Here is a 23,616-nt window from a genome sequence, read left to right on the forward strand (position 1 = left end):
AATGCCTAGGTTGGGGTTTACACCCCAACCTACGCCGCATCAGGATGCGGTGCCGCCCACCGTCATGCCGTCCACGCGCAACGTCGGCTGACCCACGCCCACCGGCACGCTCTGCCCGTCCTTACCGCATACACCGATACCCTCGTCCAGCGCGAGATCGTTGCCGATCATCGAAACGCGCGTAAGCACCTCCGGACCGCTGCCGATCAGGGTGGCGCCTTTCACCGGCGTGGTGACCTTGCCGTCTTCGATCAGGTAGGCCTCGCTGGCGGAGAACACGAACTTGCCGTTGGTGATGTCCACCTGCCCGCCGCCGAAGTTGACGGCGTACAAGCCTTTCTTCACCGAGCGGATGATTTCCTGCGGATCATGCTGGCCGGCCAGCATGTAGGTGTTGGTCATGCGCGGCATCGGCAACTGCGCGAAAGATTCGCGGCGACCATTGCCGGTGGGCGCCATGCCCATCAGGCGCGCATTGAGCTTGTCCTGCATGTAGCCCTTGAGGATGCCATCCTCGATCAGGGTGGTGCACGAAGTTGGCGTGCCCTCGTCGTCCACGCTCAGCGAGCCGCGGCGGCCAGGCAACGTGCCATCATCCACCACCGTAACGCCCGGCGCCGCCACGCGCTGGCCGATACGCCCGGCAAAAGCCGAGCTGCCCTTGCGGTTGAAATCGCCTTCCAGGCCGTGGCCGATGGCTTCATGCAGCAGCACGCCCGGCCAGCCCGGGCCTAGCACCACCGTCATGCTGCCGGCGGGCGCATCGACGGCTTGCAGGTTCACCAGCGCCTGGCGCACGGCTTCATCCGCGAACGCCTGGGCGCGGCCGTTTTCCAGCAATTCGCGATAGCCATAGCGACCACCGCCGCCGGCATAACCCTGCTCGCGACGGCCATTTTGCTCGGCGATCACCTGCACGGACAACCGTACCAGCGGGCGCACGTCCGCAGCGAGGGTGCCGTCGGAGCCGGCGATCAGCACGGTGTCCAACGTGGCATTGAGGCTGACGATGACCTGTTTCACGCGCGGGTCGCGCGAACGCGCATAGGCATCCACCTCCCGCAGCACGGCGATCTTGTCGGGGTTGGGCAAACTGTCCACCGGATCGATCGCCGGATACAGCGACTTCACCCCATGCATCGCCAGCGGCTTCCCCGCGCCGTTACCGCCTTGGGCGATGGCGCGGGCAGCCCTGGATGCGTCCAGTAGCTGTGGCAGGATGATCTCGTCGGAATAGGCAAACCCGGTCTTCTCGCCGCTGATGGCACGCACGCCGACACCCTGCTCGATGGAGTGGCTGCCATCCTTGACGATGCCTTCCTCCAGCACCCAGGACTCGCTGCGCGAATGCTGGAAGTAGAGATCGGCTGCATCGATGGACGGCCCCATCAGCTGCGTGAACACGCGCTCGAGGTCGCCGGTGGCCAGGCCACCGGGGGTGAGCAGACGGTGTTCGGCCTGGGCGATAAGAGAATTCATGGATAGGAACCGGCTGAAAGGGGTGGGTTGGACCGATCTGGGGTCGGCTCCGGCAGTTTAAAACCCGGCTGGGCGCAGGATCGACGAAGCTTAAGGATGCCCCGTGGTTGATGCCGGAGCGGGTGTGGAAGAGCTGTTGGCCGGAGCCGTCTGCGCGGAACTGCCTGCGTCCACCGAGGTAAACACGGGTTTATCCCAACTACCGGTGATGTGGAAGCGTTGATTGACGACGTGGTTGAGTCCCCTGCCCAACACGGTCTGCACGGCCAGGCCCGCCGCCGCACCGATCGGACCGGCCACCACGGCGCCCACTACCGGCAAGCTGCTGCCGATGTGCGGAACGACCACCATCTGCTGGTCGTAATCACGGTTGCGCAAACCGGTGCGGCCCTTGACGGTGATTTCCGCGGCCGGCCCGTGCACTTTCAGGTTGTCGGTGTAGGCGTTGCCGTTGCTCAGCTTGAAGTCGCCCTTGATCGAATCGAAGCCGAAGCCCTTGCCGAACACGTCGTTGAAGTCGAATGACAGGCGGCGCGGCAGTTCCGCGATGGATGCCAGCCCAAACAGGCGGCCGACTCCTGGCGACGCCTTCGGGATATTGCCGTTGCTGACGTTCACGCCGAGCGTCCCCTCCATGTTGCCCAACTCGAACGCCCACGGTCCGCCGGGCCAGGTGGCGTTGAGCTGCGACTGCGTCTTGCCGCCGTCGAAAATCCCGGCATAACCGAAGGCGGTCAGCATGTCGCCCAGGTTGTTCGCAGCGAAGTCCACGCGCAGACGCGTATTGCTATGGGTGGGCGTGCCGTTCCAATCGCCGCTTCCGCTGATCTGTACGCTGCGCGACTGTGTGGAAAGCTGGTCGATGTGCATGCCATCGGAGGTCGGCCATGTTTCCAGGCGCGCTTCACCGAGCTTGGCTTCGTCCAGGCGCAGGTCATGGACCCAGAAATGCAGCGGAGGCATGCTGCGAGGATCGATCCCGGTGTTGGCCGGATCGGTCGCCGGCGGCGGCGCTTCGCCCGGTTTCTTGGCGAGAGTCGGCTGCTTCGGCCAGTACATGCGCTGCAGCCGTGCGGTGATGCCGCGCTTGTTCAGGTCGACCGTCGGCACGCTGAAATGGCCGGCGGCTGCGCTGCTGTCCACGTCAAGTTCCAACGTATCGGCCTTGGGCTCGGCCGTGACGTGCATGTTCGCAAAGTCGCGGCCGAACACTTCGGCGTGCTCGGTATTCACGTCGATCGTTTCCAGGCTCATGCCATTGCCGCCGGAGTTGCCGGCGATGGATTGTTTGATCCAGCCGGTTACGTCCAGCTCCGGCGCATCGCCACGAATGCGCATGCCCTTGGCCGGCAGGGTATTGGCGTCGGGCATCTGAGCGCCGAATGCAAACGTCGCCGCAAGCGGCGATGCTTCACCGTTGGCCAGGCGCAGCCGTCCTCTCGCCACCGATCCCAGCGCCACCTGCACCTGGGTGCCCGCCGTTGGCACGCCAAGCGTGACATGCAAGGGCAGCGTGCTGTCTGCCAGCTTGCTCAGTGGTATGGGAAAATTCAGGGCCACGCCGGACAACGGCGAATCGATGCTGAGCGTCTGGACGTCTGTAACGCCATCGTCGCCGTGCGCGAGCTGGTAACCGATGCTGAACTGGCTGCGTCCGTCGGCCAGGTCGCCCAGCCATTTGAGCTGGGGGTAGTCCTGCAGCAGTTCGGGCACGGTGTAGTTGCCGTCGAGCCTGGCGGCCAGCACCACATTGGGATCGCCGGTGGCATGGGCAATGGCAAGATTCACTTGCGTGGGCTCGCCATGGAAACTGCCGGCGAGCGTACCGGCATGAAAGCCGTGGGCATCGAAAGTGGCCGGGCCATTGAGCTTGTCGAGCTCAAGTTTCCAATCCGGCGCGTTCAAATCAACATCCTTGAACTGCGCGGTGCCGTCTAGCAGGAAATCGTGCATGTCCTTCATCGGCAAGGACAGATGGAAATCGAAAGTGCCGGTGCCGCCCAACTTGAGTTTGGCAAGCACATCCGCGTGCTTGTTCCCAATCGGGCTGTTGCTGACGAAGTTGATCAGGTCGGAGGCGTTGCCTGCGCCATTGAGGTTGAGATCAAGCGTGGTATGCGCCAGTTCCGGAATCACCGCCACCGCTCGATTCACCTTGGCGCCCAGCGATTCCCCCGTGGCCTCGACCAGCATCCCCGCGTCAATGAAATTGGCGACGGCCTGCACGTGCTCGGCCACAGGCCAGCTCTTGCCGTAGGACAGCGTCAGGTCGCTGATATCGGCACGCGCCTCGAAACGCCCTTCATTGTGATGGAACGGCCAATTGGCGAGGCTGCCCCGCACCAGCACGGCAGCGTCATCGATGCGCCCGGATACGAAGGCCTGGTCCAACCACTCCAGCGCATGCGGATTCAAGGAATCGATCGGCCAGAACAACTTGGCTGCCGCCATGTCCGCATGCGTAAGGGCGAGATAGACGTCAAGAATCGGACGTCCGCCAGCGCTGGGCAAATCGATTTCGCCTTGCGCGTTGCCGCCATAGCCCTCGCCTTCGAAGTCCATGTTCGCGATACCGATATGCACCGCATCCTCGTCACGCCAGGCCGCGACGCTGCCACCCAGCTGGCTCATCACGAAGGGTTTGCGGAAGGTATGCGGCAGATTGATGGTCGTCGTCTGCGTTGGCAGCTCCAACGAAACAGCTTCGGCATCGCCACGTACTTCGCCTTGCAAAGAGTCCAGGCCCGGCAGCTTGCCCACCGCCGCAATGCCGAGGTTGCCAAACGCGGCATCCAAGTTGTTCAGACCCGTTGCAGCGCTCCAGTGGAATACGGCGCGCTCGATCTCGCCATGCGGCTGCCCCGCTCCTAACCACTGCGCCAAACCTGGCGCCAGACCCGGTTTCAAGCCGATCCAAGGCATGAGGGGCGCCAGCTGCAGCTTGCTGGCAACGGCCCGGATCTCGGACTGCGGCGTGCCAAAGCCATCCACATCCACACGCAATGCCCCACCGTCCTGGTCGGTCCAACGCGCGGTGTAGCCGCTGTCGTGGCGGCTCAGTTCGGCCAGCCCGTCCAACTGCGTAACATTTACCTTGACGCCGGTCGGGCTGGTGACGACAAGATCCCGCAAATTGAGCTGGAATAGATCCCGCACGATCTGCTTCTCGCGCCAATCCATCCATACCGCGATGTCGCCCCGGCCACTGTCGATGGCGTAGCCGCCCATGTCGAAGCCGGCCAGCAGGCCGTGCAGGTCGGCGTTCTGCGTGGTCATCCAGAATTTGCCGTTGGCGCCATCGTCACGGAACCATCCGGCTGCGCTCAGCACCCCAGTGGCGCCGATGCGGTGCACGCGCGCACCCACCCTGATGTGACTGCCCTGGTGCGTCAGTCGCAACTGGTCAGCCAGCAGCGTGTAGCGTTCGTTGATGACCTGGTCGTCGATGTTGACACGCAGATTGTCCAGCCACAGCTCGATGGATAGGCGGCCGAACGAAATGTTCTGCCGCTCGGTGCTACCGGCCTTGCCCAGACCGTTCACGTGCCAGCGGCCGTCGGGATCGCGCGTGATGTTCAGCTCCAGATCGCGTGCCTGCAGGTTCAGCAAATGCCGCGAAGGCAGCAGCCAGCCCCCGAAGTCAAGCTTCAAGTCGACCTCCGGCACGTGCAGCGGAGTGCTGCTCGCCTCGCCGGGGCCGAAGGTTACATCGTGCATGACAAAACGTGGACCGGACGGTTCCCAGCGCCCTTCCAGGACAGCAAAACCCACCGGCAGCTGCAGCCTTTCGCCGAGCTCTTGCGCCACCCATTGAGGATGCTTCGCCAGCAAGGGCAGCAGCACTTGCGCCAAGGCCGCGGTGAGGGCGAGCGCAATGAGCACCACGCCCACCGACCAGCCGAGGGCACGCGTAATGCGATGGGTCCAGGCTTGAAACTGCATGCTTATGGGAAGTCCGCTACAGGGCCCAGGCCTGCTTCAAAGAAGTACGACATCGAACTGTTCCTGCGAATAATGCTCCTCGGCCTGGAAGCGTATGCTTTTGGAGATGAATTCTTCCAGCTCGGCCACCGCGGCGGATTCTTCCTCAAGAATGCGTCCGACGACCTTGGGGCTCGCCATCACCAGCAGTTTCTGCGCATTGAACTGTCGCACCGCGCGGGTGATCTCGCGGAAAATTTCGTAGGTGACGGTTTCGGCCGTTTTCACCGTGCCGCGCCCCATGCATGCCGGACACGGTTCGCACAGCTGGCGCTCCAGGCTTTCGGTGGTGCGCTTGCGTGTCATCTCCACCAGGCCTAGCGGCGACATCGGATACACGGTGGTCTTGGCATGGTCGCGGGCAAGACCCTTCTCGAGCATGCGGATGACCTGGCGCTTGTGTTCCTCATCGGTCATGTCGATGAAATCGATGATGATGATGCCGCCGAGATTGCGTAGCCGGAGCTGGCGCGCTGCCGCCTGCGCGGCTTCCAGGTTGGTTCGATAGACGGTCTCTTCCAGGTTGCGCGTACCAAGGTAGCCACCGGTATTCACGTCGATGGTGGTCATCGCCTCGGTCTGGTCGACGATCAAGTAGCCACCGGATTTCAGCGGTACCTCCTTGCGCAATGCTCGCTGGATCTCGTCCTCCACGCCGTAGAGGTCGAAGATCGGCCGCTCGCCGGAGTAATGTTCGATGCGATCGTCCAGGCTCGGCATGAACTTGTGTACGAATTTGGCGACCTTTTCATAGGTCTCGCGCGAGTCCACGCGCACTTTTTCGATGTCGTCGTTGAGCAGGTCGCGCAAGGCGCGCAGCGGCAACGAAAGCTCCTCATAGACGCGCTCGCCGACCTTGGCCTTGGCTATATTTTCCTGCACCACGCGCCAGACCTTGCCCAGGTAGGTCACATCGAACGCCAGCGACTCGGCGGACTGCCCCTCGGCATTGGTGCGCACTATGTAGCCCAGCCTGGGATTATTGGACGCGGGGTTGTTGGACGCGGGGTTATTGGACGTGTCTTCGCCGATCAGCGGGGTAAGAACCTCCTTCAGCCGCTGCCGCTCGTCGTCGTCCTCGATGCGGGTGGAGATGCCCAAGGTGCGCGCATGCGGCAGCAGCACCAGGTAGCGCGAGGGAATCGACAGGTGGGTGGACAGCCGCGCACCCTTGGTGCCGATCGGGTCCTTGACCACTTGCACCACGATTTCCTGGCCTTCGTGCACCAGCTCGCTGATCGAGGGCATATGGCCGTTGCCATTGCCGTTGGTACCGACCTCGGCCCCCTCCGGCAGCGGCGGCCGGACGATGTCCGAGGCGTGCAGGAAGGCCGCCCGTTCCAGGCCGATGTCCACGAACACCGCCTGCATGCCCGGCATCACCCGCTGCACCCTTCCCTTGTAGACGTTGCCGACGTACCCACGCCGGGACGCCCGCTCGACATGCAGCTCCTGCAGCATGCCGTTCTCCACCACGCCCACCCGGGTCTCGCGCGGGGTCACGTTGATCAGGATTTCTTCGCTCACAAATTTCCCCAAAGCATCCAGACATTTATAGCCGTTACTTGCGAGAACTGTCGATGTGTGGCGCACGTCTCCTGCTGTACTGCCGAGTTCGGTAAAGTGGCTGTCATGCGCCTGCCCAAAGCTGTTCCGACTCCATCCGACAACCCAATCCTCCCTGACGTTCTCCGCCCCGGCCTGCAACTGGTGTTCTGTGGCACCGCGGCCGGCAAACGGTCGGCCCTGGAGGGGGCCTACTACGCCCATCCGGGCAACAGGTTCTGGCGCGCGCTGTTCCAGGCCGGCCTTACGCCGCGGCTGCTGGCGCCGCGGGAATTTCCCCTGCTGCCTGAATTCGGCATCGGCCTGACCGACCTGGCCAAGCGCCATGTGGGCAACGATGACGAATTGCCCAGGGACGCCTTTGACGTTGCCGGGCTGCTGGCCAAGATCGAGCGGTACGCGCCGGGCACCCTGGCTTTCACCAGCAAGCACGCAGCGCGCGCAGTACTAGGCACCAGCGTCGTTTACGGATTGCAGGATCGTGCATTCGGTGCGACCAAGGTGTTCGTGCTGCCATCGCCCTCCGGGCAAGCGCGCGGGCACTGGGATCTGGCGCATTGGGTCGCACTGGCAGCACAAGCCAGGAGCGCATAGGCCGGGATGACAATCGTAGGCTGGGGTGCAAACCCCGGCATTGCCATGCATGCGATCCGCGCGATGCAAGGATGGCCATCCCTGCCTGCACCGCTCAGCGCAAATCCATGCGGCCCATGCATTGCCTCTGGCACATGGTTGCCGCCCCGAAAATTGTCTAGGCTGCCAAGTTCCGCCCCTCCCCCTAGAGTCAGCCCATGCGAATGGACGTCCGTTTCGCTTCGGCTGATGGAAAGCATCGGCTATGTGGATCGTCAAAATCGCGCTCGAACGGCCGCTCACGTTTGTCGTTCTCGCGCTACTGCTACTGATCCTCGGCCCCCTGGCGATCCTGCGCACGCCGGTGGACATCTTTCCAAATATCGATATTCCGGTGGTTTCGGTGGTGTGGCGGTACACGGGGCTGCCCGCCGACGACATGAACAACCGTATTGTCTCCGGCTACGAGCGGGCGCTAACTACCACGGTCAACGACATCGAACACACCGAGACGATGTCAGTCAACGGCATCGGCCTGGTGAAGGTGTATTTCCAGCCGAACGTGAAGATCGACATGGCCGTAGCGCAGGTCACTGCGATTTCGCAGACGGTATTGGGCGGCATGCCGCAAGGCACTACGCCGCCGCTGATTCTGGTGTACAACGCCTCCACCGTGCCGGTGCTGCAGTTCGCGCTGTCCTCGAAGGAGCTGTCGGAAGCCACCATTTTCGACGACGCCAACCAGATCGTGCGCACCTTCGTTACTTCCGTGCGCGGTGCGGCCACACCGTACCCTTACGGCGGCAGGCAGCGACAGGTGCAAGTGGATATCAATCCGCAGGCGTTGCTAGCCCATAAGCTGTCACCCAGCGACGTGGTGGCGGCGATCGGCGCGCAAAACCTGATCCTGCCCGCAGGCACGCAGAAGATCGGCGATATCGAATACAGTGTGAAGTTGAACGGTAGCCCGCTGCAGGTCGAAGAACTCAACAACGCTCCGATCCGCACCGTCAACGGCGTCACCACCTACATCCGCGATGTGGCCCAAGTGCACGATGGCTCGCCGCCACAAACCAACGTGGTGCGTGTGAACGGCCAGCGCGCAGTGCTGATGTCGATCCTGAAAATCGGCGATGCCTCCACGCTGGATATCGTGGACACGCTCAAAGGCATGCTGCCGGCCATCCGCGCAGCGGTTCCACTGAACTTGCAGATCAACGCGCTTTCGGACCAATCCCTTTTTGTACGCGCCGCGATCTCGGGCGTGATCCGCGAAGGCGTGATCGCTGCGACTTTGACCGGCCTGATGATTCTGCTGTTCCTGGGTTCCTGGCGCTCGACACTGATCATTGCGATCTCGATTCCGCTGTCGATCCTTGCTTCGATCATCACGCTGTCCGCGCTGGGCCAGACCATCAACATCATGACGCTGGGCGGCCTGGCGCTGGCAGTCGGCATTCTGGTCGACGACGCCACGGTAACGATTGAAAACATCAATTCGCATCTGGAGCAAGGCAAGGGGGTCTATGACGCGATCATGGAAGGGGCGCATCAAATCGCCGTGCCTGCTTTCGTCTCCACCTTGTCGATCTGTATCGTGTTCGTGCCGATCTTCTTCCTCGGCGGCGTAGCGAAGTATCTGTTTGCGCCACTGGCCGAAGCGGTGGTGTTCGCGATGCTGGCCTCATACGTGTTGTCGCGAACCCTGGTGCCCACGCTTTCGCTGTTCTGGCTGAAGAAGCACAACCACAACAAGCAAGCGAACGGGCCGTTGAGCGGCTTCCAACTGGCATTCGAACGACACTTCGAGCGCCTGCGCACGGGCTATCGCGGCGCGCTGGAGACTACGGAGCGCCATCGTGGCCTGTTCGCGATCCTGTTCTTCGCAACCTGCACTCTGTCGGTGGGCTCGCTGGTGCCATGGCTAGGACGTGACTTCTTCCCCTACGTGGACGGCGGCCAGATCAAGCTGCATTTCCGCGCCCCCGTCGGCTTGCGCATAGAGGAAACGGCGCGGCTCGCAGACGGCATCGAAAGCGTGATTCGCGACACGATTCCAAGGCAGGAGCTGGCCAGTGTCGTCGATGCGCTGGGTGTCCCTTACAGCGGCATCAACCTTTCCTATAGCAACACCGGCGTGGTGGGCACATCGGACGGCGATGTCTTCGTGACGCTCAATGAAGATCATCACCCTACCGCCGATTACGTACGTAGCCTGCGCCGACAGTTCGCACAAAAATATCCTGGCGTGATCTTCTCGTTCCTGCCGGCGGACATGGTCGGGCAGATCCTGAACTTCGGCGCGCCGGCGCCGATCGATGTGCAGGTATCCAGCCACGATGCCGAAGCTTCGGCCAAGGTCGCCAAGGAGCTCTACGGCGACTTGCTGACGATTCCAGGATTGGTCGACCTGCGCATCCAGCAGGCGCTCAACCTGCCGCAGATCGGTGTGACCGTGGATCGCACACGCGCCAGCCTGGTCGGCCTCACGACCCAGGATGTGGCGAGCAACCTGCTGACCGCGCTGGCTGGCTCTTCGCAGGTCAACCCCACCTACTGGGTGGATCCGAAAACCGGCAACAGCTACGGCATCACCACCCAGACACCGCAATACCGCCTCGACAGCTTGCAGGCACTGAAGAACCTGCCGATCCGCAGCATCTCAGGCAGCAGTTCGGCAAACAGCAGTTCGTCCGGCACGACAATCAGCCAGACGCTGCAGAACCTGGCCTCCTTCTCGCGCAGCGAAGGGCCGGCGGTCGTCACGCACTACAGCACGCGGCCCACCATGGACCTGTATGCCTCGGTCGACCGCACCGACCTCGGCGCCGTGGCGAGCGATGTGCAACGCGTCGTGGCTGAACACTCCAAGCATCTGCCGCGCGACGTGAACATCGACGTGCGCGGCCAAGTTGCGACCATGCAGGCTTCCTACCGAGGATTATTGGGTGGGCTGCTGTTCGCGATATTGCTGGTGTATCTGCTGATCGTGGTGAACTTCCAGAGTTGGCTGGATCCGCTGATCATCATTGCGGCTCTGCCTGCCGCTTTGGCCGGATTGGTATGGATGCTGTTCCTCACCGGTACCACGCTGTCGGTACCGGCGCTGATGGGCGCAATCATGTGCATGGGCGTAGCCACCGCCAATTCAATCCTGGTGATCAGCTTCGCACGCGAGCGGCTGGCCCACCATGGCGACCCGGTGCAGGCCGCCGTTGAAGCCGGCTTCCAGCGTTTCCGCCCAGTGCTGATGACGGCGCTGGCGATGATCATCGGCATGGTGCCGATGGCGCTGGGCCTGGGCGAAGGTGGCGAGCAGAACGCACCGCTGGGGCGTGCCGTGATCGGCGGCCTGGTGCTGGCGACCGCCGCTACCTTGTTCTTCGTACCGACTTTTTTCAGTCTGCTGCATCGGCGCCGCAAGGCGCGCCTCGATGCAGCCGTAGCGTGAGAGCCGATCATGTCCACTGCCCATGCTCCCCTTCCTGCCGCCAAGCCTTCGCGTGGCGCACGGCTCGTTCTCCTCGGGCTCGGTGCCCTGCTGGCCGTGCTGGCTGGATTTGGCATCACCAAGCGCGTGCATGCGCGGCGTGAGCTGACCGCCGATACCAACCGCAATGCCATCACCACGGTAGCGACGATTACTCCCAAAGCCTCGCCCGGGGACCAGGACCTGACCCTGCCCGGCACGGTCGCTTCATGGCAGGACGCACAGGTGTATGCGCGCACTACCGGCTACGTCGCCAAGTGGTACGTCGATATCGGCGCGAAGGTGAAGAAGGGGCAGCGCCTGGCCGACCTGGACACACCGGATGTCGACAACCAACTGCTACAGGGCAAGGCGCAGATGCGCACCGACCAGGCCAATCTGGCATTCGCCAAGGTCACCGCGGATCGTTATGCCAAGCTGGCGACGCAAGGCTTGGTGGCGCAGCAATTGGCCGACCAGTACATGGCGCAGTACCGGGCGGGTACCGCTACCGTGCAGGCGGATGAAGCTAACGTCGCCCGCCTGCAGAGCCTGCAAGACTTCAAATTTATTCATGCTCCGTACGACGGCATCGTTACACAGCGCAACCTGAATATCGGTGCGCTGGTGGATGCGGGTGCCAACGGCGGCAATCTGTTCGTGATCGCCGATACCAGCAAGCTGCGCGTGTACGTGGATGTACCGGAAACCTACGCTGCCAGCGTGCACACCGGCATGCCCGTCGATGTCAGCTTGAACACCTACGGCGCCAGGCCGATCACCGGCAGCGTGGCGCGCACAGCCGATGCGCTCGATCCCAGTACGCGCACACTGCGCACAGAAGTGGACGTCGACAATGCCAGTCAACAACTGCTGCCCGGTGTCTATGCCAACGTAAAGTTGAATGTGTCGACGGCCACGAGCCATTACATCGTTCCCGCCAACGTATTGTTGTTCCGTGCCGAAGGGCTGCGTGTTGCACTGGTTGATGGCCAGCAGCACGTGCATTTGCAGCCGATAACGCTGGGGCGAGATTTCGGCAATACGGTGGAGATTACCGACGGACTCAACGATAAGGACCGTCTGGTGCTAAGCCCGTCGGATTCTCTGTACGAAAAGCAGCCAGTGAAGCTGGTCGAACCCAACCCGGCGCAAGAACAGCGCCTGCCATAGACCGGGATACCCATCGCGGCATGCGCAGACTAGTCGATCGGCGTGTGCCGGTACGTCGCCACATCGCGCTCCTGTATCCCCGTTGCGCGATTGGACCAAGCCTGCCGGATGTAGGTCACCACCGCGGCAACATCTGCATCATTTAGCCGCTGCGCATACGGTGGCATGGAGTACGGGCGAGGGTTGCCGGCGGCCAGCGCAGGAAATCCGCCCAGCAGCACTACGCGCGTTGCATTGATACCCGTAGGCTCCACCACCGACGCACTGCCATTCAGTGGCGGGTAGATCCCTGGGATACCCATACCGTCCTTGCCGTGGCAGTTCTCGCAGCGTTCGCCGTACACCGCACTACCGCGGTCGGTCAGGGATTGTGCGCTGAGGTTCGAACGCACGCGTGCAGGAGCGGCACGGGCCGGTAACGAAAGCAGATAATCGGCGATGGCTTGCAGATCATCGTCGCGCAGGTATTGCGTACTGTTCGCCACCACGTCTGCCATGGGCCCGACCGCGTCGCCTTTCGACGCCTGGCCCGTCTTCAGCACGTCGACGATGTCCTGCCGGCTCCAGCCCTGCAGGCCGCCATTGGCCTGCGTGCTCAGATCCGGCGCATACCAGTCCTGTTCGGGTATCCGTCCACCGGTCAAGGCGGTGCTGGCCTCAATACCGCCCCATGCGCCGCGAGCTGCGTGGCATTCGTTGCAGTGTCCAAGGCCTTGCACCAGATAGGCGCCGCGATTCCAGGACTCCGATTGCGAAGGATCGGGCTGATACGCGCCCGCCTTGAAATACATCGCCCGCCATGCCGTAAGCGTGCTGCGCAGGTTATAGGGAAAGCGCAGCCCAAGCGGTACGTTGACCTGATGAACGGCCGGCAAGGAGCGCAGGTAGGCGAAGATGGCGACAGCGTCGTCATGCGGCACCTTGGTAAACGACGTATACGAAAATGCCGGATAGAGCGGCTCGCCGTCGCGTCCGACGCCATCGTGCAAGGCGTGCCAGAAATCCCTGAACTTCCAGTTGCCGATGCCGGTTTCCGCATCGGGAGTGATGTTGGGCGCGGGGATATTGCCGAATGGCGTGGGCAGCGGGCGGCCACCCGCGTATGCCTGGCCACCGCGTGCGGTGTGGCAGGAAACACAATCGCCGGCCGTAGCCAGGTAATGGCCCTTGGCGATCCTGGCGGGATCCTTGAGCATCACGGCAATGACCGGATCTTCCAATTCGGGCTGCATCTGCCGATGTCGCTGCGACAGCCACCAGCCTCCGGCCAGCACGATCACCCATAACACGGCAGGCATCCACAGCCACCGCCTCATGCACCGCCTCCTTGACCTTGCAATACGCCACAACGCAAGGGCGGCGTGATGGAGCCTGCGGACTGCGGATGCGCATCGGCCGGCACGTCCCGGCTCGCCAGCCAGGCCGAAACAGCTGTGATGTCAGCAGGCGCGAGGCGGTTGGCAATCTGGGCCATGCAATCCGGCGCAGCGGAAGCGCGTGTGCCGGTGCGCCACGAGCCGAGCTGCGAACTGAGGTAGTCGTAAGGCAGGCCAACCAGCCCCGGCACCGAAGGTTCCGTCCCAGTGAGCTGCTTGCCGTGGCAAGCCTGGCATGGGGGTATCTGGCGGGCGGGATCGCCCGACATGACCAGTTGCTCGCCACGCTGCAGCGTTGACGGTGTAAGCGTCGGCACCGGTTTGCGCTCGTAAGGCACCTGCTGTCCGGCGAAGTACTCGGCGATCTCGTGCATGTATTCTGGCGTGAGCAGGCGCACGGTGTATTCCATCGGCGCGTACTCGCGCAGCCCACGCTGAAAGTTCTGCATTTGCAATGCGAGGTACCCGGACGGCTTGCCCGCCAGGCGCGGGAAGAAGCCACCGCCGGAAGAACCTTCGCCGTGCACGCCATGGCAGGAGGTGCAAGCGGCAATGCGTTGTTGCAGCGTGTCAGGCACGCCCGGTTGATCGGCGTGCGCAAGAGCGACGCAAATCAGCAGGGTAAATGGGAGCAGTCGTCGCAAGCACATACGAAGAGTTGGCCGACCCCTGGTAGCCATGCCGAAAGTATAGGGGTAGCCCACACGCCAACCGCGGCACCTGCGGTTATGCTGCGGCATCACGCCACGCCCCTAGTCGGAGGTCGCCATGCTTCGCCCGTCGCTGTTGTGCGCCGCCCTTGCGTTTGCCGTTTTGCCTACTACTCCTCTTTTGGCCCAGGACAGCCATGACATCGCCTGGCAAAGCGTGACCGCGCTGCAGCAACGCATGGACGCAGGCAAGCTCACCAGCAAGGCGCTGGTGCAGGAAGATATCGCACGCATCCGCAAGATCGATCAGGCCGGCCCGATGCTGCGCTCGGTACTGGAGCTGAACCCCGATGCCGGCAAGATTGCCGCCGCCGCGGATGCGAAGCGCACGTCTTCGCATGGGCCGCTGTATGGCATTCCGGTTCTGCTGAAGGACAACATCGACACCGGTGATCACACGCTGACCACGGCCGGCTCACTCGCGCTGATAGGCGCACCGGCAGCGCAAGACGCAGCGCTGGTGACACGGTTGCGCAAAGCCGGTGCGGTGATCCTCGGCAAAGCCAATTTGAGCGAATGGGCGGATTTCCGCTCTGCCCACGCCAGCAGCGGATGGACGGGGCGAGGCGGACAGACGCGCAATCCGTATGCGCTGGATCGCAATCCGTGCGGCTCGAGTTCCGGTTCCGCCGTGGCGGTAGCCGCCGGCCTGGTGCCCGTGGCCGTAGGCTCGGAAACCGACGGCTCGATCATCTGCCCTGCATCGATGAACGGCATTGTCGGCATCAAGCCGACGCTGGGCTTGGTCAGCCGCAGCGGCATCATCCCGATCAGCCACAACCAGGATACCGCCGGCCCCTTGGCGCGCAATGTCACCGATGCGGCGATCCTGCTTTCCGCCTTGGCAGGCAGCGACCCGCGCGACCCGGCCACGGCCGAAGCGGACAAGCATGCGACGGACTACACGCGCTTCCTCGACCCGAATGGCTTGCGCGGCAAGCGCATCGGCGTGGTGCGCCAGCTTGCCGGCAACGAACCGAATGCCGATCGCGTGCTGGACGAAGCCATTGCGGCGATGAAAGCGCAAGGCGCGATCATCGTTGATCCGGTCGCGCTGCCGCATCTGGCTGATCTGGGCGATCCGGAAATGACCGTGATGCTGTACGACTTCAAGCATGACCTCAATGCGTATCTCGCCGACCGCAAGGGATTGAAGGTGAAGACGCTTGCCGATCTGATTGCCTTCAACCAACAAGAGTCCGCGCGCGAAATGACCTGGTTTGGGCAGGACCTGTTCGAACAGGCGCAAGCCAAAGGTCCGCTTACTGACAAGGCGTATCTGAATGCGTTGACCAAGGCCAAGCAGCTCTCGGGACCGCAAGGTATCGACGCGGCACTTGAGGCCAATCATCTGGATGCCCTGCTCTCGCCTTCATGGGGGCCGGCCTATCTCACGGACCTGGCGCTCGGCGATCACATCGTCAGCGGCAATCCGACCATTGGCGGTGCCTCGCAGCCGGCTGCGGTGGCGGGTTATCCATCGATCACCGTGCCGGCGGGATGGGCACACGATCTACCGGTAGGCATCGTGTTCTTCGGTGGCAAGTGGAGCGAACCGGCGCTGATTTCGATCGCTTATGGTTTCGAGCAACACACGCATGCGTGGCAAGCGCCCAAATTCCTGGATACGGTGGATGGCAAGGCCTACGCACCCGTGCCCGCGCAGAGCCATTGAAACGCCAGCTGGCTGGCCGAAGCCCTTCTGCTTCGGCCAGTTCGGGGAGCTAGCGTTACGCCACCTCCCCTGGGCCTATCCCATGAACCATTGGTTAGTTTTGTGCGCGCTGGCTTTCGTCACTACCCATGTGGATGCCGCTACGCCGTGGACAGATCCCGATATGCGTGCCACCTGGACGCAGCCACAGCAGCCTTTCCGCATCTACGGCAATACGTATTACGTCGGCTCGCATGGACTTAGCGCCATTCTGATTACCTCGCCCAAGGGCCATGTGCTGATCGATGGGACGCTGCCGGAAAACGCGGGGATGATCGAATCGAATATTCGCGCGCTGGGCTTTCGCGTGCGGGACATCAAACTGATTCTCAACTCACATACGCACGGTGACCACGCAGGCGCCATTGCTGCGCTAGTGCATGATAGCGGAGCCCAGGTAGCCGCAAGTGCAATGTCGGCAAAGGCGTTGGAGCTTGGCGGAGACGATCCCGATGATCCACAACACGGGATGGCGCCGTTCTACCCCAAAGTCTCCAAGATCCGTATCGTGGCCGACGGGGAAACCGTGCACGTAAGCTCATTGGCATTGCAAATGCACGCCATGCCTGGACACACGCCCGGAGGCAGCGGTTGGACCTGGCGCTCCTGCGAAGAAAATCGCTGTCTGTCGATCGTCTATGCCGACAGTATCTCGCTACTCAGTACGGATGATTATCGCTATACCGATCCGACTCATCCGGAACGTCTTGCTGGCTACCGCCACGCGCTCGCCGTGCTGTCCGCATTGCCTTGCGACATTCTGCTGACACCACACCCGCGCGATGGCTTTTTCGAAAAAGCGGCGGCCATGGCGCCCGGTAAACCTAATCCCCTGATCGATACGCAGGCGTGCAAAGCCTACGCTGACGAAGGGCAGCACAATCTTGAACAACGCATGCGCAAGGAAGCCGGGACCCTGTAGGCTGGGATGACAATCCCAGCATCACGCCGCGGGTAGAAGCTGGGATTGTCATCCCAGCTTACGAACTAGCTCATGCGCCCGGATTTGCGCACGATCAGCATCGCCAGCTCCAGCGATTGCTCGTAGTTGAGGCGTGGGTCCACCATCGATTTGTAGGCACGCTGCAGATCGGCCTCGCCCAAATCGCGGGCGCCGCCCATGCATTCGGTGACATCCTCGCCCGTCAGTTCCAGGTGCACGCCCCCCAGATGAGTGCCGGCAGCGGCGTGGATATCGAAAGCCTGGTCCAGCTCGCTGCGGATATTGTCGAAGCGACGCGTCTTGTAGCCACTGGCGGTGCTTTCGGTATTGCCATGCATCGGATCGGCCACCCAAAGCACCCGGCGGCCTGCACGCTTGACCGCATCGAGCAGCGGCGGCAGCCGCTCGGCTATTTGCGCGTGGCCCATACGGTGAATCAAGGTGAGACGGCCCGGCTCGTCCTCGGGATTCAGGCCATCGATCAGGGGCAACAGCTGTTCAGGCGTGACCGACGGCCCCACCTTCACCGCAATCGGATTGCGAATGCCGCGGAAGTATTCCACATGCGCGCCATCCAGGGCGGCGGTGCGCATGCCGATCCATGGGAAATGGGTCGAAAGATTGAACCAGCCGCGATGGCGGGGAACCTGGCGCGTAAGCGCCTGCTCGTAGTGCAGCAGCAGCGCTTCGTGCGAGGTGAAGAAATCCACGCGGGTAAAGCCGGCAATGGGTCCGGCCAGCGTTTCCATGAAACGCAGCGAATCTCCGATGCCCGCCACCATGCGGCGATATTCGGCGGCCAGCGGCGAGTGTTCCACCCAGGCGAGATCCCAGTACTCGGGATGGTGCAGATCGGCAAAGCCACCGTCGACCAGGGCGCGCACGAAGTTCATGGTAAGCGCCGAATGCGCGTGCGCGCGAATCAGGCGCTGTGGGTCGGGTCGGCGTGCCGCGGCGTTGAATTCCGGGCTGTTGATCACGTCTCCGCGGAAACTAGGCAACGTGACACCGTCTCGGGTCTCGGTATCGGCCGAGCGCGGCTTGGCGTATTGCCCGGCAAAACGTCCCACTCGCAGCACCGGCTGCTTGAGTCCATGCACCAGCACCAAGCTCATCTGCAACAGCACCTTGAGGCGGTTGGAGATGATCGGGCTGTTGCAGTCGGCAAAACTCTCGGCGCAATCGCCGCCCTGCAGGAGGAAGCGTTTGCCTTCCTGCGCTTCGGCCAAGGCCTGCTTCAGCGCCAGCACCTCCCAGGATGTGACCAGCGGCGGCAGTTGCGACAGTTCGCCGAGCGCACGGTCGAGCTCGGCGAGGTCCTGATACTGGGGCTGTTGCAGGGCCACGCGCTGCTGCCAGGAAGTGGGCGTCCAAGTCAGTTGTTCGATGGAATGTACAGTCTGGCTCATCGGCGCAACCTCGGCGCAGCGCGGTGCAAGGTCGCGCGTATCGCCAGTATCGAAAGAAGAACGAACCACAGCAAAGCCCACAACGGAATGGGCAGGCCCAGGATGGGCTGGATCTTGGCGCATTCACCGGAGCCAGTGAACACCATTTTCAGGGCCTTTTCGAACGGGAAGGCGTCGAACATGTAGGCCAGATTGGGACCGCAGGCGGGCACCTGGTCCGGCGGCAGCGTCATGATCCATAGATGGCGCCCGGCCACCGCGGTCCCGAACAATGCGCCCAGGAGCACCAGCCCGGTATAGAACCAGCGGCCGCCTGCGCGCGGCCCATGCACGCTACCGACCAGGAAGAACAGGGCCATGAAGAGGAAGCCGATGCGCTGGAAGATGCACAGCGGGCACGGTTCCAGTCCCCATTGATACTCGGCATACAGTGCAAACCCCAGCAGGCCGGCGCAGATCAGGAAGCCAAACAAAAAACTGACGCGATAGGACCAACGAAGAGGGTTCATGGCCGAAATGGAGTGGGGGGGAATGACGACATTACCCGCTCCCAGCCACGCTGTCAGCAGGTCATGGCGCGCCCCTCCCCAAAACACAAACCCCGCCTGGTTGCCCAGCCGGGGTTTGCATTTGGACGTCCAAACCTGTCTTGGAGCGGACTTACTCGGCGGCACCCTCGGTGCGCGGGCGGTCCACCAGCTCGACGTAGGCCAGAGGGGCGTTGTCACCCGGGCGGAAGCCGCACTTGAGAATACGCAGGTAGCCGCCGGGACGCTCGCGGTAGCGCGGCCCCAGCTCGACGAACAACTTGCCCACGGCCTGCTTGTCACGCAGGCGCGCGAACGCGAGGCGGCGGTTGGCCACGCTGTCGGTCTTGGCCAGCGTGATCAGCGGTTCAGCCACGCGGCGCAGTTCTTTCGCCTTGGGCAGGGTGGTACGGATCAGCTCGTGCTTGATCAGCGACGAAGCCATGTTCTTGAACATCGCTTCGCGATGCGAGCTGGTGCGGTTGAGTTTGCGACCGGATTTTTGGTGGCGCATGGTGAATTTCTCTTAGTGTCTGTTGTTATGAAAAGCCGGCCATCGGCCCGACTTCCCGCGGTTGCCCGCTGTTAAAGCCCTATGTGAATCAGGCTTTTTTAAGAGCGCAGCCATGAACGGCCGCTTCTGCATGGCGAATGGAACAGTTCCGTGCTCGCCAGCCTATTTGTCGCGGCGATCAAGCGGGATCGCCAATACATCTTATGCGCAGCCATGGAGGCTGTCTTTTCATCTTCGGCGAATGATCGCCTTGGGTAACGGCAGGTACAAACCCGCCGCTACGAAATCATGTCGGTGATCATACGATCGCCGACATCATATCAACCCAGCTGCATGCCGTGCGACAGGCCCGGCGGCGGCCAGTTTTCGAGCTTCATGCCGAGCGCGAGACCACGCACGCCCAGGACGTCCTTGATCTCGGTCAGCGACTTCTTGCCAAGGTTCGGCGTCTTCAGCAGCTCCACCTCGGTCTTCTGCACCAGATCGCCGATGTAGTAGATGCTTTCGGCCTTCAGGCAGTTTGCCGAACGGACGGTGAGCTCCAGATCGTCGATCGGACGGAGCAAGAGCGGATCGAAACCACCCTTTTCCGCCTTGTCCGTGGCGCTTTCGCGGCGCGAGAAATCACCGAACACCGACAGCTGGTCGTTGAGGATTTCAGCAGCCTTGCGTACCGCGTCTTCCGCACCGATGGTGCCGTTCGTTTCAATATCGAGGATCAGCTTGTCGAGGTTGGTACGCTGCTCCACGCGAGCCGCATCCACTTCGTATGCCACGCGCAACACCGGTGCGAACGAGGCATCCAGCTGCAGGCGGCCGATCGGACGCGCTTCGTCATCCGGATGCTGGCGCGCGCTGGCCGGCTGATAGCCCACGCCACGACGCACCTTCAGGCGCATGTTCAGCGTGATGTCCTTGGTGAGGTGACAGATCACGTGTTCGGGATTGATGATCTCCACCGAATGGTCAACGGCGATGTCGCCGGCCGTGACCACGCCCTTGCCCTTCTTGGACAAGCTGAGGGTGACTTCATCACCCGTATGCTGACGGATCGCCACTTCCTTGAGGTTGAGCAGGACTTCGATGACGTCCTCCTGCAGACCTTCGAGGGTGGTGTACTCGTGCAGCACGCCATCGATTTCGACCTCGACGATGGCGCTGCCGGGGATCGATGAGAGCAGCACACGACGCAACGCGTTGCCCAGGGTGTGGCCGAAACCGCGTTCGAGCGGCTCCACCACCACCTTGGCGCGATTCGGTCCAAGCTGTTCAACGCTGAGGCCGCGGGGCCGCAGTACGCTGGTTGACGAAACTGCCATGCAGGGCTCCGGTTGATTACTTCGAATAAAGCTCGACGATCAGCGCTTCGTTGATGTCGGTCGGCAGATCTGCGCGATCAGGGACCGACTTGAACGTGCCGGCGAACTTCTTGGCGTCCACTTCGACCCACTGCGGACGCAGGTCCATCGTGTCGAACACGGTGGAGGCTTCCTGCACGCGCAGCTGGTTGCGCGCGCGCTCGGTCAGCGCGACCTCGTCGCCGGGGCGAACCTGGTAGGACGGGATATTGACCTTCTTGCCGTTCACCAGCACCGCCTTGTGCGAAACGAGCTGGCGGGCCTGGGCGCGGGTGACCGCAAAGCCCATGCGGTAAACGACATTGTCAAGGCGGCTCTCCAACAGGCGCAACAGGTTCTCGCCCGTATTGCCCTTGAGAGTCGATGCCTTGGTGTAGTAGTTGCTGAACTGGCGCTCAAGCACACCGTAGATGCGCTTGACCTTCTGCTTTTCACGCAGCTGGACGGCGTAGTCGGACATGCGCATGCGCTTGTTGGCGCCGTGCTGGCCGGGTTTGTTCTCCAGCTTGCACTTGGAGTCGATTGCGCGTGCCGGGCTCTTCAGACTCAGGTCCGAACCTTCGCGGCGCGCGAGTTTGCAGGTAGCTCCACGATAACGTGCCATGGTTGTGCTCCTTAGACGCGACGCTTCTTGGGGGGACGGCAGCCGTTATGCGGAATCGGCGTCACGTCGATGATGTTGAGGACCTTGTAGCCGAGCGCATTCAGCGAACGCACTGCCGACTCGCGGCCCGGGCCCGGGCCCTTGATCCGCACTTCCACCGTCTTCACGCCGTATTCGCCGGCAGCACGGCCGGCCTTCTCGGCGGCGACCTGGGCAGCGAACGGGGTGGACTTGCGCGAACCGCGGAAGCCCGCGCCACCAGCGGTCGCCCACGAGAGCGCATTGCCCTGGCGGTCGGTGATGGTGACGATGGTGTTGTTGAAGGAGGCCTGCACGTGCGCCACCGCATCGGTGACAACACGCTTGACTTTCTTCTTGGTCTTAACTGCTGGCTTTGCCATGGTTTATTCCAATTATTTCTTGATCGCGCGACGCGGGCCCTTACGGGTGCGCGCATTGGTACGCGTGCGCTGGCCGCGCACCGGCAGGCCGCGGCGATGGCGCAGGCCGCGGTAGCAACCCAGGTCCATCAGGCGCTTGATGGCCATACCGACCTCACGGCGCAGATCGCCTTCCACGACATACTTGCCGATTTCGTGGCGGATCTTCTCCACCTCGCCTTCGCTCAGCGACTTGATCTGAACGTTCGGGTTCACACCCGCGTCCGCGCAGACCTTCTTGGCCCGGCTGCGGCCGATGCCATAGATGCTCTGCAGGCCAACCCAGACGTGTTTCTGGACCGGCAAATTGACACCCGCAATGCGCGCCATGATCTACTTTCTCCGATGCTTTCTCGCGCGGTAAACGCGCAATTCTAACCTTAATCAAACTGTCAGGAAAGTACCGCGACACCTCGAGCGCCGCCGCCCTTCCACCGGGACCCGCCTGCACCTCAGCCGCGGCGCAAGTTGGCCTTTTTGAGCAAACCTTCGTACTGGTGGCTGACCAGATGCGCCTGCACCTGGGCGGTGAAATCCATCACCACGACCACCACGATCAGCAGCGAAGTGCCGCCGAAGTAGAACGGAACATGCCAAGCGTTCTGCATGAACGTCGGCACCAGACAGACCAGCACCAGGTAGAGGGCGCCAACGCCGGTCAGACGGGACATTACCGAGTCGATGTAATCCGCCGTCGAACGACCTGGGCGGATACCCGGAATCAGGGCGCCGGACCGCTTCAGGTTGTCCGCCGTGTCCTGCGAGTTGAAAACGATCGCCGTGTAGAAGAAGGCGAAAGTGATCACCAGGACCGCATAGACGATGTCGTAGAGCGGCTCGCCCGGGCTCAACACCTGGATCAGATCCTGCAACCAGCGGGACTGGTGGCTGGCGTTGCCCCAAGTGGCGGCCATCGCCGGGAACATCAGAATACTGTTCGCGAAGATGGGCGGAATCACACCCGCCATATTGATCTTCAGCGGCAGATGCGAGGTCTGGTTCATGTACGACCGCTGCCCGCCCGACCGCCGCGCGTAGTTCACGGTAATGCGCCTCTGGGCGCGCTCCATGAACACCACGAAAGCCGTTACCGTGAGCACCAGCGCAACTACCATGACGAGCTTGATCGTGCTCAGCTCGCCGTTGCTCGACATCGACAGCGTGTGCACCACCGCGTTCGGCAAACCAGCCACGATGCCAGCGAAAATCAGCAGCGAAATGCCGTTGCCGATGCCGCGTTCGGTCATCTGCTCGCCCAGCCACATCAGGAACAACGAGCCGGCCGTCAAACCAACCACCGACGACAGGATGAACCCGAAGCCCGGCATGTAGACCACCGGCACACCACCATTGGTCTGCTGCTTCATCAGTGCCACGGCGATGCCGAAAGCCTGAAAAGCAGACAAGCCAACCGTACCAATGCGCGTATACATGGTCAGCTGCCGCTGGCCGGACTGCCCTTCCTTGCGCAGCGCCTGCAGACTGGGGATGACCGAGCCCATCATCTGCACCACGATCGAGGCAGAGATGTAGGGCACCACACCCAAGGCAAAGACCGAGAAACGCCCGAGCGAACCACCCGAGAACATGTTGAACATGTCCAGGATGCCGCCGGTCTGGCCAATCAGGTTAGCCATGGCATCGGGGTTCACGCCCGGCACCGGGATGAACGAGCCGAGGCGGTACACGATCAGCGCAGCGATCACGAAAAAGATGCGCTGACGCAGCTCGGTCAACTTGCCGAGCGACCCTACCGATGGACCCTTGGCTGCGGCCACGA

The 23,616-nt window shown here is 62.5% G+C and carries 18 protein-coding genes; 5 read left to right on the forward strand and 13 right to left on the reverse strand.

Annotated features, from left to right (window positions below):
• Positions 1–39: 39 nt before the first annotated feature.
• The 3 genes from tldD to rng all read right to left on the reverse strand — a co-directional run bounded on the left by tldD (position 40) and on the right by rng (position 6,987).
• Positions 40–1,479 (reverse strand): metalloprotease TldD, encoded by a 1,440-nt coding sequence (gene tldD / locus EKH80_RS02580; protein ID WP_126683144.1) that lies wholly within the window; start codon positions 1,477–1,479, stop codon positions 40–42.
• A 90-nt stretch (positions 1,480–1,569) separates the two neighbouring features.
• Entirely contained in the window at positions 1,570–5,421 is a 3,852-nt protein-coding gene (locus EKH80_RS02585) for a YhdP family protein (protein ID WP_230473373.1), read from the reverse strand.
• A 36-nt stretch (positions 5,422–5,457) separates the two neighbouring features.
• Complete coding sequence (gene rng / locus EKH80_RS02590; RefSeq protein ID WP_126683146.1) at positions 5,458–6,987, reverse strand: ribonuclease G; 1,530 nt, start codon at positions 6,985–6,987, stop codon at positions 5,458–5,460.
• 105 nt (positions 6,988–7,092) lie between these two features.
• On the opposite strand from rng, the gene EKH80_RS02595 reads away from it, so the two are divergent.
• The 3 genes from EKH80_RS02595 (at position 7,093) to EKH80_RS02605 (ending at position 12,241) form a co-directional block, all read left to right on the forward strand.
• Positions 7,093–7,620 carry a mismatch-specific DNA-glycosylase gene (locus tag EKH80_RS02595; RefSeq protein WP_126683147.1) on the forward strand — a complete coding sequence of 176 codons (528 nt, stop codon included), beginning with the start codon at positions 7,093–7,095 and terminating at the stop codon, positions 7,618–7,620.
• A 244-nt stretch (positions 7,621–7,864) separates the two neighbouring features.
• Positions 7,865–11,050, forward strand: a complete 3,186-nt coding sequence (locus EKH80_RS02600) for an efflux RND transporter permease subunit (protein ID WP_126683148.1) — start codon at positions 7,865–7,867, stop codon at positions 11,048–11,050.
• 9 nt (positions 11,051–11,059) lie between these two features.
• The gene (locus EKH80_RS02605; protein ID WP_126683149.1) at positions 11,060–12,241 is read left to right on the forward strand and encodes an efflux RND transporter periplasmic adaptor subunit; all 1,182 of its coding nucleotides are present in this window, start codon (positions 11,060–11,062) and stop codon (positions 12,239–12,241) included.
• Between the two features lie 29 nt (positions 12,242–12,270).
• Here EKH80_RS02605 and EKH80_RS02610 read toward each other — a convergent pair whose 3' ends face one another.
• Both EKH80_RS02610 and EKH80_RS02615 read right to left on the reverse strand, forming a co-directional pair.
• Positions 12,271–13,557: a c-type cytochrome gene (locus EKH80_RS02610; protein WP_126683150.1), complete on the reverse strand. Its 1,287-nt coding sequence runs from the start codon at positions 13,555–13,557 to the stop codon at positions 12,271–12,273.
• A complete protein-coding gene (locus EKH80_RS02615) occupies positions 13,554–14,195 on the reverse strand; it encodes a c-type cytochrome (RefSeq protein ID WP_425481127.1) in 642 nt (213 codons plus the stop codon). Before EKH80_RS02615 ends, EKH80_RS02610 begins: the two co-directional genes overlap by 4 nt.
• A 190-nt stretch (positions 14,196–14,385) precedes the next feature.
• Here EKH80_RS02615 and EKH80_RS02620 point away from each other — a divergent pair, with 190 nt between their 5' ends.
• Both EKH80_RS02620 and bla read left to right on the forward strand, forming a co-directional pair.
• Positions 14,386–16,002, forward strand: a complete 1,617-nt coding sequence (locus EKH80_RS02620) for an amidase (RefSeq protein ID WP_126683152.1) — start codon at positions 14,386–14,388, stop codon at positions 16,000–16,002.
• Between the two features lie 82 nt (positions 16,003–16,084).
• Positions 16,085–16,963 carry a subclass B3 metallo-beta-lactamase gene (gene bla / locus EKH80_RS02625; protein WP_126683153.1) on the forward strand — a complete coding sequence of 293 codons (879 nt, stop codon included), beginning with the start codon at positions 16,085–16,087 and terminating at the stop codon, positions 16,961–16,963.
• Positions 16,964–17,028: 65 nt separating this feature from the next.
• Here bla and EKH80_RS02630 read toward each other — a convergent pair whose 3' ends face one another.
• From EKH80_RS02630 to secY, 8 genes are all read right to left on the reverse strand, one after another.
• Complete coding sequence (locus EKH80_RS02630; protein ID WP_126683154.1) at positions 17,029–18,393, reverse strand: class II 3-deoxy-7-phosphoheptulonate synthase; 1,365 nt, start codon at positions 18,391–18,393, stop codon at positions 17,029–17,031.
• Complete coding sequence (locus EKH80_RS02635; protein WP_126683155.1) at positions 18,390–18,902, reverse strand: disulfide bond formation protein B; 513 nt, start codon at positions 18,900–18,902, stop codon at positions 18,390–18,392. The genes EKH80_RS02630 and EKH80_RS02635 overlap by 4 nt, the downstream gene beginning before the upstream one ends.
• Before the next feature lie 151 nt (positions 18,903–19,053).
• Positions 19,054–19,434, reverse strand: coding sequence for a 50S ribosomal protein L17 (gene rplQ, locus EKH80_RS02640; RefSeq protein WP_126683156.1), 381 nt, complete (start codon positions 19,432–19,434; stop codon positions 19,054–19,056).
• 320 nt (positions 19,435–19,754) lie between these two features.
• Positions 19,755–20,753: a DNA-directed RNA polymerase subunit alpha gene (locus EKH80_RS02645; protein ID WP_126683157.1), complete on the reverse strand. Its 999-nt coding sequence runs from the start codon at positions 20,751–20,753 to the stop codon at positions 19,755–19,757.
• Between the two features lie 16 nt (positions 20,754–20,769).
• A complete protein-coding gene (gene rpsD, locus EKH80_RS02650; protein WP_126683158.1) occupies positions 20,770–21,396 on the reverse strand; it encodes a 30S ribosomal protein S4 in 627 nt (208 codons plus the stop codon).
• A gap of 11 nt (positions 21,397–21,407) precedes the next feature.
• A complete protein-coding gene (gene rpsK / locus EKH80_RS02655) occupies positions 21,408–21,797 on the reverse strand; it encodes a 30S ribosomal protein S11 (protein ID WP_126683159.1) in 390 nt (129 codons plus the stop codon).
• 12 nt (positions 21,798–21,809) lie between these two features.
• A complete protein-coding gene (gene rpsM / locus EKH80_RS02660) occupies positions 21,810–22,166 on the reverse strand; it encodes a 30S ribosomal protein S13 (protein WP_126683160.1) in 357 nt (118 codons plus the stop codon).
• A gap of 122 nt (positions 22,167–22,288) precedes the next feature.
• On the reverse strand, positions 22,289–23,614 hold the full coding sequence (secY, locus tag EKH80_RS02665; protein WP_126683161.1) for a preprotein translocase subunit SecY: 1,326 nt from the start codon (positions 23,612–23,614) through the stop codon (positions 22,289–22,291).
• Positions 23,615–23,616: the final 2 nt, after the last annotated feature.

The sequence above is a fragment of the Dyella choica genome (assembly GCF_003977665.1).
Classification (GTDB): Bacteria; Pseudomonadota; Gammaproteobacteria; order Xanthomonadales; family Rhodanobacteraceae; genus Dyella_B; species Dyella_B choica.